Here is a 20,819-nt window from a genome sequence, read left to right as displayed (position 1 = left end):
ATGTAGAGCCGCGCACAGCGCTGGAGCAGACTTTGGTTTCGATTTGGCAGGCTGTATTAGGAGCGAAGAGAGTCGGGATTTTGGATAATTTCTTTGATCTGGGCGGCGATTCGATCAAAGCGATCCAGGTATCCTCCCGTTTGCTGCAAGCGGGCTACAAGCTGGACATGAAGGATTTGTTCCAATATCCTTCCATCTCGCTGCTGAGTGGTCATGTACACAAGGTCAGCCGCACAGCCGATCAGCGGGTGGTTTCGGGGGCAGTTAGATTGACCCCGATTCAGCAATGGTTTCTTGGACAATCCTCAGCAGAGCCACATTATTTCAACCAGTCGGTGATGCTGTATAGGGCGCAAGGCTTCGATGAAGCCGCATTGCGTGAAACGGTGACCAAGGTAACGGAGCATCATGATGCGCTACGTATGGTCTTCCGTCAGACCGAACAGGGCTATGAAGCGTGGAATCGCGGTTTGAACGAAGGTCAGCTGTACAGTCTGGACGTTGTTGATTTGACGGGTATCAAAGATGCTGCGGATGTGGCGGTGGCGATTGAAATGAAAGCGAATGCCATCCAAAGTTCCATTCGTCTGGACGAGGGACCACTGGTCAAGCTGGGGCTTTTCCGCTGCATGGATGGAGATCATTTACTGATTGCGATTCACCATTTGGTCGTAGACGGGATTTCATGGCGGATTGTGTTTGAGGATTTTGCCGCGGGATATGAGCAGGCGGTTCGTGGAGAAGCCATTCGTTTGCCATATAAAACGGACGCTTTCTCCACTTGGGCAGAGTGCTTATCACAATATGCGAATAGTCCGGCCATCGAAGACGAACGCGAATACTGGCACCGTCTTGCCCAAACGGAAGTTGCATCGTTGCCTAAGAATCAAGAGAGAGCAGAGGGACAACATTCTCTAATCAGAGACACTGCGACGGTGAGCGTAGCTTGGAGTGAACAGGAAACACGACTGCTGCTTCAGGAAGCACACCGTGCGTACCACACCGAGGTCAATGATCTGCTGTTAACCGCACTCGGCACAGCGGTATATAACTGGAACGGTCAGGAGCGTGTGCTGGTCAATCTGGAGGGACATGGCCGGGAAGCCATTATTCCAGATATTGACATCACCCGTACCGTGGGCTGGTTTACAAGCCAATATCCGGTGCTGCTGGATGTGGACGGAAAGGCAGCAGTCGGGCAGCGAATCAAGCGGGTGAAGGAAGACCTGCGCCATGTGCCGCATAAGGGCATTGGCTACGGTGTTTTGAAATATATGTCTCAGCATGATGCCCATCCTTCCTGGACCCTGCAGCCTGAAATTAGCTTTAACTATTTAGGACAATTTGATCAGGACTTGGAAAATGGGGATATTACGCTGTCTTCACATCCAGGTGGAGAGCCGATGAGTGACCATACCGTTCTGGAGCATCCTTTGAATGTGAACGGAATGATTACAGCGGGCGCGCTGACACTGGACATTCGCTATGACAGTAAGGTATATCATCAGCAAAATGTAGAAAAATTTGCGCAGTTGCTGCAGGAAAGCTTGCAGGAAGTGATCGCTCATTGTGCCTCCAAAGAGCGGAGTGAGCTAACACCAAGCGATGTATTGTTCAAGGGTTTGACGCTTGGGCAACTGGAGCAATTGACGGAGCAAACAGCTTCTGTGGGCGAGCTGGAAAATGTGTATGCTCTTTCGCCTATGCAGAAGGGGATGCTGTTCCATAGCTTGATGGAGCCGGAGTCAGGTGCCTACTTCCAGCAAGCGTCGTTTGATCAAAAAGGCAGCTTTGATGTAGCTGTTTTCCGCAAGAGTCTGGATGTACTGACACAGCGTCATGAAGCGCTGCGAACGAATTTCCATATGTTTGAGACAGGACACAGTCAGGAGCCATTGCAGATCGTATTCCGTCACAAAGATAGCGACCTTTCCTTCCAGGATATACGGGAAATGCAGGAAGCGGAGCAACAGGCGTATATCCAGGCGTTTAAGCTAGAGGACCAGGCTAGGGGCTTTAATCTCGGTACGGATGCACTCATGCGCGTACAGGTATTGCAAACCCATGAAGAAACGTATCATTTGGTATGGAGCTTCCATCACATTGTCATGGATGGCTGGTGCTTATCGCTGGTTACGGGTGAAGTGTTTGGTACGTACTTTGCGCTGCTGGAGCAGAAGCAGCCGGAGCTTGCAGCGATTACACCGTATGGCCAATATATCGAATGGCTAGAGCGTCAGGATGAACGTGCGGCAAAAGAATACTGGAGCAGCTATTTGGCGGGCTTTGAACAGCAAACGTTGTTGCCGGGTGCAGATGCTTTATGGAAGGAGCCAACGCCGGACAGCAAGGAAAAAGAAAAGGAACATGTTCCATCCACTACAACAAGCGACACCAGCAAATATATCTCTGAAAAAATAACGGTAGATCTGGATCCAACATGGAGCGAAGCCATACACCGGATTGCGAAGCAGCAGCAGGTCACGATTAATACGCTGATGCAGAGCGTGTGGGGCCTTATTTTGCAGAAATATAACAACAATGAGGATGTTATTTTCGGTAGTGTCGTATCTGGACGTCCAACAGATATTGCCGGCGTAGAGCATATGATTGGTTTGTTCATTAATACGATCCCGGTGCGGATTCAAAGTGAACGGAATGCCACTTTTGTGGAAGTGATGCGGAAAACGCAGGAACAGGCACTGGCCTCGGGAGCCTATGACAGCTTCCCGCTGTATGAAATTCAGGCATTGACCGAGCAGAAGCAGCATCTGATTAACCACATTATGGTATTTGAGAATTATCCGGTAGAGGAGCAAGTCGAGCAGCTTAGTGAAGTTCGTCCATCCGCTTTTGAAATTACGAATGTAGAGGTTGTCGAGCAAACGAATTATGATCTGGACTTGATTGTGATGCCCGATGAAACCTTCCGCATCATGTTCAGATATAACGCCAATGTATACGATCGGTCTACGATAGAGCGAATGCAGGGACATGTACTGCATGTCATCGAGCAAATCGTGAATAATCCGCATATCCGTGTGAATGAGCTGGAATTGGTGACACCCGAAGAGCAGACGCAGATCGTTCAGGTCTGGGGGGATACGGCGGCAGCCTCTCCGCAGGATCAGACGTTAAGTGCGCTGTTCGAGCAGCAGGTAGCGGAAACACCAGATCAAGTGGCAGTGCTGTACGGATCGGAATCGTTGACCTACGCGGAGTTGAATGAGCGCGCGAACCGTTTGGCTCGGACGCTGCGTGCCGCAGGTGTTGAACCGGATCAGCCCGTGGGCATTTTGGTTCACCGTTCGCTGGACATGATCGTAGGTATCTATGCGATCCTCAAAGCAGGCGGAGCCTACGTGCCCATCGATCCGGAATATCCGGCGGACCGTATCCGCTTTATGCTGGAGGACTCGGGAGCGAAGCTGGTACTGACGCAGTCGCATCTGGCCGAGCAAGCGTCACTGAGTTTTGGCGGCCAGGTGCTGGTGCTGGATCGTCATGAGCAGGATAGCCAAGACATTTACCACAAAGACGGTTCGAATCTGGAGTCACTGGCTGGCCCGCACCATGTAGCCTATGTCATCTATACCTCCGGCTCCACCGGGAAACCGAAAGGCGTGATGGTGGAGCACCATTCCGTGCTGAACCGGATTTTGTGGATGCATGATCGATACGGCTTGAGTGCAGAAGACACAATCCTGCAAAAGACCGCCTTCACGTTCGACGTATCGGTGTGGGAGCTGTTCTGGTGGTCGCTGGTCGGCTCGAAGGTGAGTCTGTTGTCCGTTGGCGGGGAAAAGAACCCGGAAGACATCGTCGACACGATTGCCCGCGATGGCGTGAGTACAATGCACTTTGTTCCCGCCATGCTGCATGCGTTCCTGGAGTACGTGGAGCAGCAGCCACGGGAAGTGATGCAAACGAAGCTGGCAACGTTGCGCCATGTCTTTGCCAGTGGTGAAGCATTGCCGCCACAGCATGTGGCCCGGTTCCAGCGGCTTGTGTCGAGCTTGGCCGGAGCGAAGCTGGTCAATCTCTACGGCCCGACCGAAGCGACGGTGGACGTATCGTACTTCGATTGCGAGCCGGATGAGGAATATGGAGTTATTCCGATCGGGAAGCCGATTCAGAATATTCGTCTGTACATTGTGAAGGAAGGCACGAAGCAATTGCAGCCGATTGGGGTTGCGGGTGAACTGTGCATCGGCGGTGTCGGCGTAGCCCGAGGCTATCTGAACCGTCCGGAGCTGACGGCAGAGAAATTTGTAGCCGATCCGTTTGCCGGCGGGGAAGCAGGCTATGAGCGGATGTACCGTACAGGTGATTTGGCGAGATGGATGCCGGACGGCAACATTGAATATTTGGGCCGGATCGACCATCAGGTGAAAATCCGGGGCTACCGGATTGAGCTGGGCGAGGTCGAATCGCAGCTGCTCCAAGTGGAATCGGTACGCGAAGCCGTGGTGCTGGCCCGTGCGGATGAAACGGGACAAAAACAAATGGTGGCGTACTATGTCGCCGGGCAAGAAATGGGTGCCAGTGAGCTGAGAAGTGAGCTGGGCCGGGAGCTGCCAAGCTACATGGTGCCGTCGTACTTTGTACAGCTGGAGCAGATGCCGCTGAGTCCGAACGGCAAAATTGACCGCAAGGCACTGCCAGCACCGGAAGGTAGCCTGCAAAGCGGAACCGATTATGTAGCACCGCAGACGTGGGTGGAAGTGAAGCTGGCTCACATTTGGCAGGATGTACTGGGTCTCACGCAGGTTGGTGTGAAGGAAAACTTCTTCGAGATTGGCGGACACTCGCTGCGGGCGACGACACTGGCCTCGAAGATTCACAAGGAGCTGAACAAGCCGCTTCCACTACGCAGTATTTTTGAAGCACCAACGATTGAACAACTGGCAACGATGTTAGAAAGTCTGGATCAAGTAACCTATGCGTCCATTCCGGTAACGGAAGAACGCAGCTTCTACCCGTTATCTTCGGCGCAAAAACGACTGTATGTGCTGCATCAGTTTGATCCAAGTGATGTGAACTACAACATGCCGTCGGTGCTGCAAGTGAGTGGTCCGCTGGATGTGAAACGAGTAGAAGATGTGTTCCGTCAATTGATCGCCCGCCATGCGACCTTGCGTACCCGCTTTGAGCTGATCGAAAGTGAGCCAATGCAATGGGTTGAGGACACCGTGCCGTTCGAGGTGGAATATACGAAGGTACAAGCAGAGCGTGCAACTACGGATACAGATCAGGACACAGCTACAGATTTGGATACAGCTACGGACACGACGTTCAGCCAGGAAGCACAAGAACGGGTACGACAGTTTGTGCGTCCGTTTGATCTGAAAGCTGCACCGCTGCTGCGGGTAGGCTTGGTGAATCTGGGCGCACGAGGAGCAGAGCAAGAACCCCAGCATCTGCTCATGCTCGACATGCACCATATCGTTTCGGATGGTGTGTCGATGGAGGTACTGACCGATGAATTTGTCCGCTTGTATGGCGGTGAAGAGCTATCGCCATTGCGGATTCAGTACAAGGATTACGCGGTATGGCAGCAAAGCGAAGCCCATCAGGAGTGGATGCAGCGTCAGGAAGCGTACTGGCTGGGTACCTTCCGGGGCGGCGTGCCTGTGCTGGATCTGGCAACCGACTTTGCCCGTCCGGCGGTGCAGAGTACGGCAGGGGATACGATCGAATTCGGACTGGAGCGTGAAGTTAGCGAACGCCTGAAAGAACTGGCTTCGCAAACAGGTTCAACCTTGTATATGGTGCTGCTGGCGGCGTACACCACGCTCTTGCATAAATACACAGGCCAAGAAGATATCGTAGTCGGCACGCCGATTGCTGGAAGACCGCATGCGGAACTGGAGAGTCTGGTAGGTGTCTTCATCAATACGCTGGCAATCCGCAATTATCCGTCTGGCGACCAATCGTTCCTGGATTATCTGCAAGAGGTGAAGGAGCATGCGCTCAGTGCTTATGAGCATCAGGACTATCCTTTTGAAGAGCTGGTTGAAAAGCTGAATTTGACGCGGGATACGAGCCGAAATGCGCTGTTTGACACGATGTTTGAGTTGAAAACATTGGAGCAGCAGGAGTTGCAGCTGGAAGGTCTGACCTTGAATTCATATCCGCTGGAAAATAATACGGCCAAATTTGATCTGACCTTGGATGCAATAGAGCAGCCAGAAGGCATTCTGTGCCGTCTGGAATACAGCACGGCGCTGTATAAGCCTGAGACGATTGCGAGATTGGCGCAGCATTTTACCGAACTCGTACGTGCAATTACACTGCATCCACAACAGCCACTGGCAGCTTTGGATATGGTACCTGCCGAGGAAAAAGCACAAATCATCCATGGATTTGGAGATGTGGGGGTATCGGATGTTGCTGTAGTCGAGGCAGGAGCCTTATTCCATACCTTTGTGGAAGAACAGGCGCAGCTTGTACCGGATCATGTGGCGGTGGTGTACGAGGAGCAGCAGCTTACGTACCGGAAACTGAACGAGCGCGCGAACCAATTGGCGCGGAGATTGCGGAACGAAGGCGTTGGACGCGAGTCGATGGTTGGCATTTTGAGCGAGCGCTCGGTGGATATGCTGGTCGGCGTATTGGCGGTATGGAAAGCCGGAGGTGCATATGTACCGTTAGATGCAGACTATCCATCAGAACGTATTCGTTTCATGCTGGAGGACAGCGGCGCGACAGTACTGTTGACCCAAACGGGCTTGCAGGAGCGTGCACTGGGTTGGCTGAATGAAAGCCAATGGGCTCTGGGCGAAGGAAAGAATGAGAGTGAGCTGGAGACGGCGGTTAGCGCTGAAACGATGGAAAGAGACCGCCTTAGTGAAGGCGTAAGCTTGAAATCAGATTCGAAGTCTGACAGCGAAGCAGCATCCGAACCGGCAACAGTGCTGCGTCTGCATACCGTGCTGGTGTTGGACGATGAGTCGCTGTACATCGGAGACACCACCGATATCGAGCCGATTAACGAACCGCAGGATCTGGCATATGTGATCTACACGTCCGGTACAACAGGACGTCCGAAAGGGGTCATGATTGAGCATCACAGTTTGGTGAATACGGCTGCGGCGTATCGTCGGGATTACCGTCTGAACGAGTTCCCAGTACGACTGCTGCAACTAGCAAGCTTCTCCTTCGACGTGTTCGTCGGGGATATTGCGCGGACGCTCTATAACGGCGGCACGATGGTCATTTGTCCGAAAGACGACCGACTTGATTTTAGCCGTTTGTATGGCTGGATTCGCGATTGCCAGATTACCGTGTTCGAATCGACTCCGGCCCTGATCGTACCGTTTATGCAGCATGTGCATGAACAGGGACTGGACATGAGCAGTCTGGAACTGCTGATCACCAGCTCGGATAGCTGCAGTGTGACGGATTATCGGGTGCTGCAAGAACGGTTTGGCGCAGATATCCGCATTATGAACAGTTACGGCGTCACGGAAGCGGCGATTGACTCCAGCTTCTACGATGAAGATCTATCGAAGCTGCCAAGCAGCGGCAATGTGCCGATTGGTCAGGCGTGGCTGAACGCCCGCTTCTACATCGTGGACAGCCAGCTGAATCCGGTGCCGATCGGCGTACTGGGTGAACTGTGCATTGGCGGAGCCGGGGTGGCACGAGGCTATCTGAACCGTGCAGACCTGACCGCCGAGAAATTCGTAGCGAATCCATATGTGCCAGGTGAACGATTGTACCGCACAGGCGATTTGGCGCGGTGGATGCCGGACGGCAATGTGGACTTCATTGGCCGGATGGATGATCAGGTCAAAATCCGGGGCTTCCGGATTGAACTCGGCGAGGTGGAAGCGCAGCTGCTGACCGTGGACGGCATTCAGAAAGCCATCGTCACCGCCTGGGAAAACGAAGACGGAGACAAGGATTTGTGTGCGTATATCGTAGCCTCTGAGGCGCTGAATTTGCCAGAGCTGCGCAACCTGCTGCAGCCCAAGCTGCCGGGTTATATGATCCCGACGTATGTCGTACAACTGGATCATTTCCCGCTGACACCGAACGGAAAAATTGACCGCAAAGCGTTGCCAGCACCGGAAGCGCGCCTCGAAGGAGGCACAGCGTACGTGGCACCGCGGACACTGCTGGAAGAGCAACTGGTACGTATTTGGCAAAGCGTTTTGAATCACCCGCGGATAGGCATCCAGGATAACTTCTTTGAAGTGGGAGGACATTCTCTGCGCGCGACAACACTGATGGCGAAAATCCATCAGGAGCTGAATTACAAGCTGGCGCTGCGAGATATTTTCCAATATCCGACGATTGAGCAACTGGTACAGGTGATGGGAGAAGTTCAGACACAGCAAACGTATGTATCCATCCCTGTTGCGGAGGAACGTGCATATTATCCGGTTTCCTCGGCGCAAAAACGGATGTACGTGCTGAGTCACCTGGAAGGCGGAGAGGTTAGCTACAATATGCCAGGCGCTTTGATCATTGAAGGTTCCTTGGATAAAACGCGACTGGAGCAAGCCTTCCGCCAGCTGATTGCCCGTCATGAAGCCCTGCGTACCCGATTCGACATGGTGGATGGCGAGGTGATTCAACGGATTGAATCGGGCGTCGCATTCAACGTGGAGCATGTGCAGGCAAGCGAAGAAGAGACCCAGCAGTATGCACTGGACTTTGTACGTGCATTTGATCTCGCACAAGCACCGTTGCTGCGGGTTCAGCTGGTAGAAACCGGACCGGAGCGTCACGTCATGTTCTATGACATGCACCATATTATTTCGGATGGCGTGACTGAAGGAATTATCGTGCAGGAGTTCTCTCAATTGTATGAAGGCAAAGAACTGCCGCCTCTGCGCATCCAGTACAAGGACTATGCGGTTTGGCAGCATGCCGATATGCAAAGTGAACGTCTTCGTGAGCAGGAAAGCTACTGGCTGAACACGATGGCTGGTGACATTCCAGCACTGGATATGCCAACGGATTTTGCAAGACCAGCCGTACAGCGTCTGGAAGGAGCTCGATTGGAATTTGCGATCAGCTTGGAGGACAGCGAGCAGTTGAAACAGCTGGCCGCGCAAACCGGCTCCACCTTGTACATGGTGTTGCTGGCAGCGTATAGCACGCTCTTGCATAAATATTCGGGGCAGGAGGATATTATCGTCGGCACGCCGATTGCCGGAAGACCGCATGCGGAACTGGAGGGCTTGGTAGGCGTATTCCTCAACACGCTGGCGATCCGCAATTATCCGGCTGGCGACAAAACGTTCCTGGATTATCTGCAAGAGGTCAAAGAGCATGCGCTCAGTGCTTATGAGCATCAGGAATATCCTTTTGAAGAACTGGTTGAAAAGCTGAATTTAACGCGGGATACGAGCCGGAATGCGCTGTTTGACACGATGTTTGAGCTGAAAACATTTGAACAGCAGGAGTTCGAGCTGGAGGGTCTGACCTTTAAAACGTATCCGACGGACAATAACACGGCCAAATTTGATCTGACCTTGGATGCAGTGGAGCAGCCGGAAGGCATTCTGTGCAGTCTGGAATACAGCACGGCGCTGTACAAGCCTGAGACCATCGCGCGATTGGCACAGCATTTTACCGAACTCGTACGTGCAATTACCCTTCATCCACAGCAGCCACTGGCAGCTTTGGATATGGTAACCGTCGAGGAGAAGGCACAAATCATCTACGGTTTTGGAGATGTGGGGGTATCGGATGTTGCTGCTGAAGCAGAGGGCTTATTCCATACCTTTGTGGAAGAACAAGCGCAGCTTGTACCAGATCACGTGGCGGTGGTGTACGAGGAGCAGCAGCTTACGTACCGTAAACTGAACGAGCGTGCGAACCAATTGGCGCGTAGATTGCGGAATGAAGGCATTGGACGCGAATCGATTGTCGGCATTTTGAGTGAACGTTCAGTGGACATGCTGGTCGGCGTATTGGCGGTATGGAAAGCTGGAGGCGCGTATGTGCCGCTGGATGCAGACTATCCGTCCGAACGTATTCGTTTCATGCTGGAGGACAGTGGTGCGACGGTACTGTTGACCCAAACGGGGTTGCAGGAGCGTGCACAGGTCTGGCTGGAGGAAAGCCGACAGGCCTTGGCCGGAGGGCAGACTGAGGGCGAGTTGGAAACAGCGGCTGGCACTGAAACGATGGAATCAGATACACTCCATGGAACCCTGAACGGAACAGCAGATTCGGCACCTGACAGCGAAGTAACATCCGAACCCGCAGCGCACTTGCGTCTGCATACCGTGCTGGCGCTGGACGATGAGTCGCTGTACATCGGAGACATCACCGATATTGAGCACATCAACGAACCGCAGGATCTGGCGTATGTGATCTACACGTCCGGGACAACGGGACGCCCGAAAGGGGTCATGATTGAGCATCGCAGCTTGGTGAATACGGCTGCGGCATACCGTCGGGATTACCGTCTGAACCAGTTCCCGGTACGGTTGTTGCAACTGGCGAGCTTCTCCTTCGACGTGTTCGTCGGGGATATCGCACGGGTGTTCTATAACGGCGGAACGATGGTTATCTGTCCGAAAGATGATCGCATCGACCCAAGCCGTCTATATGGCTGGATTCGCGACTATCAGATTACGGTGTTCGAATCGACCCCGGCCCTGATCGTACCGTTTATGCAGCATGTGTATGAACAGGGACTGGACATGAGCAGTCTAGAATTGCTGATTACCAGCTCGGATAGCTGCAGCGTGACGGATTACCGGGTGCTGCAAGAACGATTTGGCGCGGATATCCGCATTATGAACAGCTACGGCGTCACGGAAGCGGCGATTGACTCCAGCTTCTACGACGAAGAATTGTCGAAGCTGCCAAGCAGCGGCAATGTGCCGATTGGTCAGGCGTGGCTGAACGCCCGCTTCTACATTGTGGACAGCCATTTGAATCCGATGCCGATCGGCGTACTGGGTGAGCTGTGCATTGGCGGTGCCGGGGTGGCACGAGGCTACCTGAATCGTGCGGACCTGACGGCCGAGAAGTTCGTGGCAAACCCGTACGTACCGGGTGAACGATTGTACCGCACAGGCGACTTGGCGCGGTGGATGCCGGACGGTAATGTGGACTTTATCGGCCGGATGGATTATCAAGTGAAAATCCGCGGCTACCGGATCGAGCTGGGCGAGATTGAAACGGCGATCCAGCGGGTGCCAGGCGTGCGTCAAGCAGTAGTCATCGACCGGACGGATGAGCGTGGACACAAGTACTTGTGCGGATACATCACGGGAGAAGCCGAGCTGCGGATCGAGGAGGTACAGGCCGAACTGGAAGCCGGGCTGCCAGCGCACATGGTGCCAGCACGTTTGATGCGTCTGGAGACCTTGCCACTGACCCACAATGGAAAAATCGACCGCAAGGTCTTGCCGGAACCGGAAGGAAGCATCCATACCGGTTCAGCCTATGTGGCACCGCGTACCACGGTGGAACAAGTATTGGCCGCGGTATGGGCCGGGGTACTTGGCGTGGAAGCGGTAGGCACGCAGGATAACTTCTTCGAGCTGGGTGGCGATTCGATCAAGGCCTTGCAAGTATCCTCCCGATTGCTGCAAGCAGGTTATCGACTGGAGATGAAAGACCTGTTCAGTCATCCAACCGTGTCTGCCTTGGCACTGAAAGTGCAATCGGTGACCCGATTGGCGGATCAGAGCGAAGTGGTGGGCGCTGTGAAACTGACACCTGTTCAACAATGGTTCTTTGAGCAGAACCTGACGGATGCTCATCATCATAACCAGTCCATTATGCTGCATAGCAAGGACGGTTTTGATGAACCGGCCCTGCGCACAGCGATGGATCAAATCGTTAGCCATCACGACGCACTGCGTATCATTTTCCGTCCTAGTGAGCACGGTTATGAAGCCTGGAACCGCGCGATTGGGGAGGGCGAGCTGTATACGCTGGATCGGGCCGACTTCAGAAATGAGTCTGAGGTATCTGCGGCGATCGAGGCCAAAGTGAATGAAATTCAGGCGGGTATTCATGTAAGCGAAGGACCGCTGGTGAAGCTGGGGCTGTTCCATTGTCCCGATGGAGATCATTTGCTGATAGCTATTCATCACTTAGTGGTGGATACCGTATCTTGGCGCATTTTGTTCGAGGATATTACGACCGCCTATGAGCAGGCATTGAACGGACAAGCGGCTCGTCTTCCGCACAAAACGGATTCGTTCCGCACCTGGGCGGATGGGCAGTCTCAATATGCGAACAGTCCGGCCATGGCAGCAGAACTCGCATTCTGGCAGGAAATGGAACAAGGCGTATATCAGCCGCTTCCAAAAGACGAGTCCCCTTCTCATTCCTTAAATAGGGACAGCGAGAACATTACAGTTACGTGGACAGCTCAGGAAACGGAGCAGCTGTTAAAACAAGCGCATCGTGCTTACAACACGGAGATGAATGATTTGCTGCTTACCGCATTGGGACTGACGATTCATCGCTGGGCGGGCCTGGAACGAGTGCTCGTGAGCCTGGAAGGTCATGGACGGGAGTCCATTCTGCCAGAACTGGATATTACGCGCACCGTGGGCTGGTTTACGACCCAATTCCCGGTTGTGCTGGATATGAGCGTGGGGCAAGACCTTTCACAGCGCATCAAACAGGTGAAAGAAGGACTACGCCGCATTCCGCAAAAGGGCATTGGCTACGGTATGTTGAGATACCTGTCCGCAGCACGTGAGCAAGAGCGTTTTGTAACCGAACCTGAAATCAGCTTTAACTATTTGGGACAATTTGATCAAGATATGCAAAATCAGTCCATTGGCGTATCTCCTTACGCTAGCGGTGCAGAGCTTAGCGCCCATGCAGCCAGATCGCACACGCTGGATATGAACGGACTGATTTCGGAAGGCGAACTGCAATTGACGATCAGCTACAGCAAGCAGGAATATCGTCGTGAAACGATGGAGCAGCTAGCTGAAGCGTTCCGAATCAGTTTGCAGGAAATCATTGCGCATTGCACAGGCCGCAAACAGCAAGAGCTGACGCCAAGCGATGTCATGCTGAAACATGTAACCATGGCCGAGCTGGATCAATTGGTAGAACGGACTCGCGACATGGGGGAACTGGAAAATGTCTATGCGCTGACGCCGATGCAAAAAGGCATGTTGTTCCATAGTCTGATGGATGCAGAGTCAGGTGCTTATTTTGAACAAACGACCTTTGATTTGCATGGACGCTTCCAAGCGGATATTTTCCAAGATAGCTTGAACCATTTGGCGCAGCGGCATGAGATATTTAGAGCCAATTTCATCAGCGGTTGGCAGGATGAGCCTGTGCAGGTTATTTTCCGACGCAAGGATGTTGGTTTTAGATGTGAAGATTTGCGTCATCTGAATGAGCAGGAGCGTGACGCGTATGTGAAGGAATTTATTCGCAAGGACAAGGCAGCCGGATTCGATTTGTCCCGGGATGCGTTGATGCGCGTGGCGATTTTACGAACAGGTGATGAGGATTATTATTTTGTGTGGAGCTCTCATCACATCTTGATGGATGGCTGGTGTGTGGCGTTAGTCACGGATGAGGTGTTTGAGGCTTATTTTGCAGTCGTGGAGCATAGACAGCCGAAGCTTGCCCCCGTGACTCCATACAGTCAGTATATTGAGTGGCTTGAAGCACAGGATGTAGAAGCAGCAGCTTCCTACTGGAAGGATTATTTGCTCGGCTATGATCAGCAAACTTCGATTCCGACCGGAAAAGCAGGCGTGAAAGCGGACGGTGCACAATTTGAGCATATCCTGTGCGATCTCGGCAAGGACTTGACCGGACGTATGGAAATGGTGGCCAAGCAGCACCACGTGACCGCGAATACATTGCTGCAAACAGCCTGGGGCTTGCTGCTCCAAAAGTACAACGGTAGTGACGACGCTGTTTTTGGCGGTGTAGTGTCTGGTCGTCCAGCGGATATTACGGGGATCGAAAATATGGTGGGCTTGTTCATTAACACCATTCCAATACGTATCCGCAGTGGGGCTGAGGACACCTTTGCTGACATGATCAGAACGAATCAACAGCAGGCGCTGACTTCTCAAGATTATGAAACGTATCCGCTGTATGAAATTCAAGCCTTGAGCGAGCAAAAGCAAGACCTGATCAACCACATTATCGTGTTTGAAAACTATCCGGTGGAGGAGCAGGTCGAGCAACTTGGCGAAGGTGCAGCGTCGGATTTTGAAATTCGCAATGCCGGCATGATTGAACAAACCAACTATGATTTTAATCTGGTCGTTATGCCGCAGGAAGCGATGAAAATCCGATTTGAATACAATGCGAAGTTATATGATCGGGAAGCCGTTGAACGGACTCAGGGCCATCTGATACAGCTGTTGGAGCAGGTGGTGGCGAAGCCGGACATTCGAGTGCATGAGCTGGATATGGTAAGTGAGCAGGAGCGTGAGCAAATTCTCCGCGTATGGGGAGATACAGCTGCCGAGTATCCGAGCGGGCAAACGATTCATGGCTTGTTCGAGACACAAACGGCGCAGACACCGGAACAGCCAGCGTTGTTCTTCGAAGGAGAGCAGTTGACCTATCGCGAGCTGAATGAACGCGCCAATCGTCTGGCTCGTACCTTGCGTAGTCAAGGCGTGACGAAGGATCGATTGGTGGGTCTAATGACCGAGCGTTCGGTAGACTTGATCGTGGGGATCTTAGGCATTTTGAAAGCCGGGGGTGCATATGTGCCCATCGATCCGACGTATCCGGAGGAGCGTATCTGCTACATGCTGGACGACTCGGGTGCGAAGCTGCTATTAACGCAAAACCATCTGGTGGATAAAGTGGCTTTCGACGGTAACGTGCTGGTGCTGGATGAAGCACAGAGTGTGTATCACGAGGATGCTTCCAATCTGGAGTCGCTGTCTGGTCCAAACGATCTGGCGTATGTCATTTATACGTCGGGTACGACGGGGCAGCCGAAGGGCGTTATGGTGGAGCATCGTAATGTCGTACGTTTGGTGAAAAATACAAACTACGCGCAATTAGATGCCGACACGCGCATTTTACAGACAGGGGCTGTTGTTTTCGACGCATCCACCTTCGAAATTTGGGGGGCGCTATTGAATGGTGGACAGCTGGTGCTAGTGAGCCAGGATGTCATTTTGGACGCCCCCAAGCTTAAGGAAGCTATGCGTAGCCACGGCATTACCACGATGTTTCTGACTACACCGCTCTTTAACCAGCTGTCCCAGCAGGATCTGGCGCTGTTCGAGGGGGTACGGGAGCTGCTGGTCGGCGGTGATGTGATGTCCGTACCACATATGAACCGGGTGCTGGAGGCTCATCCATCCTTGCGGATCAGTAACATCTATGGCCCGACCGAAAATACGACCTTTTCCACAGTGCATGCGATCACTGGTATGCAATCGGAATCGGTGCCAATTGGCAGACCGATCCATAATTCGACAGCGTATGTCGTGGACCGTTCGATGCGGCTTCAGCCCGTCGGGGTATGGGGTGAGCTGCTGGTAGGCGGTGACGGGGTGGCACGTGGATACCGCAACCGTCCGGACCTGACGTCCGAAAAGTTCATCGACAGCCCGTTCCGCAGCGGAGAACGCTGCTATCGCACAGGTGACCTGGTACGCTTGAATGTGGACGGGACGCTGGAATATAAGGGACGGATCGACGCACAGGTGAAAATTCGGGGCTACCGGATCGAACTGGGCGAGGTAGAAACGCAGCTGTTGAAGCTGGAAGCGGTGCAAGAAGCTGTGGTCATCGCGCGTGAAGATGAGCAAGGGCAGAAGCAGCTCTGCGCTTATGTGGTCGCCGATGGGGAAGTTGTGGCAAGTGAACTGCGCAGCGCTTTGAGCCAGAAGCTACCGGGTTACATGGTCCCTTCCTATCTGGTACAGCTGGAGCAGATGCCGTTAACTCCGAATGGCAAAATCGACCGCAAGGCACTGCCAGCACCGGAAGGCAGCCTGCAAAGCGGAGCTGATTATGTTGCACCGCGGACATGGGTGGAAGTGAAGCTGGCGCAAATTTGGCAGGATGTGCTGGGTCTGGCGCAGGTCGGTGTGAAGGAAAACTTCTTCGAGATTGGCGGGCACTCGCTGCGGGCGACGACGCTGGCCTCGAAAATTCACAAGGAGCTGAACAAGCCGCTTCCACTGCGCAGTATTTTTGAATCACCAACCATTGAACAATTGGCAGTCGTACTAGAACATCTCGATCAAGTAACATATGCGTCCATTCCGGTAACGGAAGAACGCAACTTCTACCCATTATCTTCGGCGCAAAAACGACTGTATGTGCTGCATCAGTTCGACCCGAATGATGTGAACTACAACATGCCGTCAGTGCTGCAAGTGAGCGGACCGCTGGATGTGAAACGGGTAGAAGACGCGTTCCGTCAATTAATCGCCCGTCATGCGACCCTGCGTACCCGCTTTGCACTGGTGGACAGTGAACCGGTGCAATGGATTGAGGACACCGTGCCGTTCGAGGTGGAGTATACGAAGGTACAGGCAGAAGATACAACCACGGATACGGACACGATGGTCAGCAAGGAAGCACAAGAACGGGTGCAGCAGTTTGTACGTCCGTTCGATCTGCAAGCCGCTCCGCTGCTGCGGGTAGGCTTGGTAGATTTGGGTGTACAAGGAACCGAACAGGAACCGCAGCATTTGCTCATGCTCGATATGCACCATATCGTCTCGGATGGTGTGTCCATGGGAGTACTGACCGATGAATTTGTCCGCTTATACGACGGTGAAGAGCTTGCCCCATTGCGAATACAGTACAAGGATTATGCGGTATGGCAGCAAAGCGAAGCCCATCAAGAGTGGATGCAACGTCAGGAAGCGTACTGGCTCGACACCTTCCGGGGTGAACTGCCTGTGCTGGATCTACCGACGGACTTTGCCCGTCCGTCGGTACGAAGTACGGCAGGCGATACGGTGGTGTTCGGACTGGAACGTGAAGTCAGTGAACGGCTGAAAGAACTGGCGGCAAACACAGGCTCCACGCTGTATATGGTGCTGCTGGCAGCGTACACCGCGCTCTTACACCAATACAGCGGGCAAGAGGACATCGTAGTCGGCACACCGATTGCTGGACGACCGCATGCGGATCTGGAGCCGATGATTGGGATGTTCGTCGGAACGTTGGCATTGCGGAACTATCCGACGGCAGAGCAAAGCTTCCGAAGCTACGTGGAGGATGTGAAGACGCGTGCCCTGCAAGCTTACGAGCACCAGGACTATCCGTTTGAGGAGCTGGTGGAAAAGCTGAACGTGAAACGGGATATGAGCCGCCATCCACTGTTTGATACGATGTTTACCCTGCAAACGACTGAGGAAGGCAAGCTGCAGCTGGCGGACCTGAGCTTCCGTCCATACGGCTTAGAACAAACGCCAGTCAAGTTTGATTTGATGATGGAGGCCAGTGAGGAAGAGGCAGGCATCCAGTTCGGATTGCAGTATGCAACCGCGTTGTATCAACGGGAAACCGTGGAACGGATGACACGCCACTTTATTCGTTTGGCCGAAGCCGTGGCGGCGAACCCGGATGCGAAGCTGGGTGAGTTGGAACTGATTACGGCGGAAGAAACCGTGCAGATTCTGGAGGTATTTAATGACCCGAACGCACATTCTGAACACAGACAGGTGCAAGGTCGTTCGCTCAGCGAGCGCTTTGAAGAGCAGGCTGAGCACGACCCTGAGCGGATAGCAGTTGTGTCTGGATCCACCGCGCTGACCTACACTGAGCTGAATGAGCGTGCGAACCAATTGGCTCGTGTGTTACGAGCCAAAGGGGTCGAAGCAGATCAACCGGTAGGGGTATTGCTGGAACGTTCTGCGGATATCCTGGTGAGCATTCTGGGGGTACTTAAGGCCGGAGGCGCGTATGTGCCGATGGATACGATGTATCCACAGGAGCGCATCGACTACATGCTTCAAGACAGTGGGGCCAGGGTCGTGATTACAAGCAGAGTTGCCCATCTGTCGCTCAGCTTGCCATCCACAGTTCGAGCTGTAGTCTTGGATGACGAGGACGTTCAAGCTCAACTGGGAGCACAGGATGCGAGTAATCTAATTCCTGTCGCCCGCCCGCATAACCTGGCCTATATGATTTACACGTCAGGTACCACCGGCCAGCCGAAAGGGGTCATGATCGAGCAGGGCAGTGTTAGCAATCTGGTAGATGCTTTATTGGAGCGAGTATACAGTCGTTATGAACAGCCGCTTCATGTCGCATGGCTGTCGGCATTTGTATTTGACGCTTCAGTGAAGCAAATCTTTGCCAGCTTGCTGTTAGGCCACACCCTGCACGTGGTGTCCCGTGACGTCAGTCTGAGCGGAGAGCATTTGATCGCCTACTACCGCACGCACCGGATTGATCTGTCGGACGGCACACCTGCGCATCTGCATATTTTGAACGAAAGCGTCAATGTGACGGAAGCGCCGGAAGTGAAGCATTACCTGATCGGTGGCGAAGCATTATCCGTGCAGCTGGTAAATGTGTTCCTGCACAAGTGGTCCGGGTATCATCCGGTCATTACGAACGTGTACGGTCCGACCGAAACCACGGTAGATGCGACTGCTTATACGATTGAAGATGTGGAGTCCCTGAACGTACTGCTGGAAAAAGGGGAGCATACGGTATCTATCGGAACGCCGATAGCGAACCAGTCTGTGTACATCTTGAACAGCCAGCAACAGCTGGTGCCGATCGGTATCGCAGGTGAGCTTTATATCGGAGGTGCAGGTGTCGGACGAGGATACCTGAACTTGCCGGAGCTGACGGCAGAGAAGTTCATCCCGAATCCGTTCGCTGATGCGGCAGCAGCCGATCAAGCGGACAGCACTCACGCAAACCGGATGTACCGGACGGGCGACCTGGCACGGTGGTTGCCAGACGGCAGCATTGAGTATTTGGGCCGGATCGACCACCAGGTGAAAATCCGGGGTTACCGGATCGAGCTGGGCGAAGTGGAAGCGCAGCTGCTGACCGTGGCCGGCATTCAGAAAGCCGTGGTCACAGCATGGGAAAACGAAGACGGACACAAGGACCTGTGTGCCTACATCATAGCTTCAGAGTCCCTGAGTTTGCCGGAGCTGCGCAATGCGCTGCAGCCGAAGCTGCCGGATTACATGATCCCGACGTATGTGGTACAACTGGATCGTTTCCCGCTGACACCGAACGGGAAAATCGACCGCAAGGCGTTGCCGGCACCGGAAGCACGTCTCGAAGGAGGCCAGGAGTACGTTGCACCGCGGACGCCGCTGGAAGCCAAGCTAGCCCAAATCTGGCAGGATGTCTTGAAGCTGTCCACCGTAGGAGTCACCGACTCATTCTTTGACGTGGGTGGGCACTCCCTGCGGGCAACGACGCTGGTGGCCAAAATCCATCAGGAACTGGACAGCCGGATTACGCTGCGTGAGGTGTTCCAACACTTTACGATTGAGCAGCAAGCCCAGCTCATAGCTACGCACGGCACAGACACCTATACGATGATCCCTGCGGCGGCGAAACAGGCGTACTACCCGGTTTCCTCGGCTCAAAAACGACTGTACATTTTGAGCCATCTGGAAGGTGGGGATCTCAGCTACAATATGCCGGGTGTATTAACCGTAGAGGGACCGCTTCAGGCCGATCGGCTGGAGGATGCGTTCCGTCAGTTAATAGCCCGCCATGAAACGTTGCGGACTTCCTTTGAAATGGTGGAAGGCGAGGTCGTTCAGCGGGTTTACGATCAAGTGGAGTTTGCAGTAGAGCACCTGCAGGCTAGGGAGTCCGAAACCGAAGCCTATATCGAGTCCTTTGTACGCAGCTTTGATCTTCGCCAGGCGCCACTGCTGCGTGTCCGTCTCATTCAAACTGGACCAGAGCGCCATCTCCTGATGTACGACATGCACCATATTATTTCAGACGGTGTATCGTCTAACAATATCGTGCAGGAGCTGGTACAACTGTACGAGGGACAGGAATTGGAGCCGTTGCAAATTCAGTACAAAGACTACGCCGTGTGGCAGCAGCAGGAGATGCAGCGTGAATCATACCAACGCCGGGAACACTTCTGGCTGGAGCATTTAGCCGGAGAATTGCCGGTACTGGATTTGCCAATTGCTTATCCTAGACCTGCTGTTCGCAGCTTCGAGGGTGCGATGTATGAATTTACAGTGGACGCGAATGTATCCGAGCAACTGCACCGAATTGCGGCACAAACCGGAAGCACGCTGTACATGGTGCTATTAAGCGCCTACACCGTTCTGCTGTCCAAATACAGCGGTCAGGAAGATTTGATCATCGGTACGCCGGTAGCAGGCCGCTTGTTGCCTGAACTGGAGCCACTGATCGGAATGTTCGTCAATACGCTAGCCATCCGGCATCAGCCGAGGGGCAACCAAACGTTCCACAGCTACTTGCAGGAAGCCAGAGATCGTACGCTGCAAGCCTTCGAGCATCAGGATTATCCACTGGAAGAGTTGGTGGAAAAGCTGGATGTAGCACGGGATGCAAGCCGTAACCCGTTGTTTGACACTATGTTTGTACTGGAAAATATGGAGTCACAGGAAGCGAAGCTTGAAATGCTGTCCTTCAGTCCGTATGTTCAGGAGCATCGTATTTCCAAATTCGATTTGACCTTGTCCATGAGTGATGAAGACGGGGAGATCAAGGGTTCGTTTGAATATTGCACGAAGCTGTTTGGAGCTGACGCTATTGAGAGATTAAGCAGGGATTTGATAGCGATCCTGTCCCAGGTTGGGATCAATCCAGATTTACTGTTAAGCGATATTCAGGTGAACTCGGACGAGCAACCGGAAGGCTTCTCGCCGGATTCCATCGACTTTGTTTTCTAA

1 protein-coding gene (running past one end of the window) is annotated in these 20,819 nt (G+C 53.3%); it reads left to right on the top strand.

Annotated elements, in window-relative coordinates; translation table 11 throughout:
- A protein-coding gene (locus MHB46_RS01725; RefSeq protein WP_341161394.1) for a non-ribosomal peptide synthase/polyketide synthase crosses the window boundary here: on the top strand, positions 1-20,819 show its end. 21,502 nt of this gene lie to the left of the window's left edge; 20,819 of the gene's 42,321 nt are visible here — the last part of the coding sequence; its start codon lies beyond the left edge, outside the window; the stop codon is at positions 20,817-20,819.

The organism is Paenibacillus sp. FSL H7-0703 (genome assembly GCF_038003485.1).
Lineage (GTDB): Bacteria > Bacillota > Bacilli > Paenibacillales > Paenibacillaceae > Paenibacillus > Paenibacillus polymyxa_B.
The sequence above is the reverse complement of the archived record's forward strand: the minus strand, read 5'-3'. Positions and strand labels throughout refer to the sequence as shown.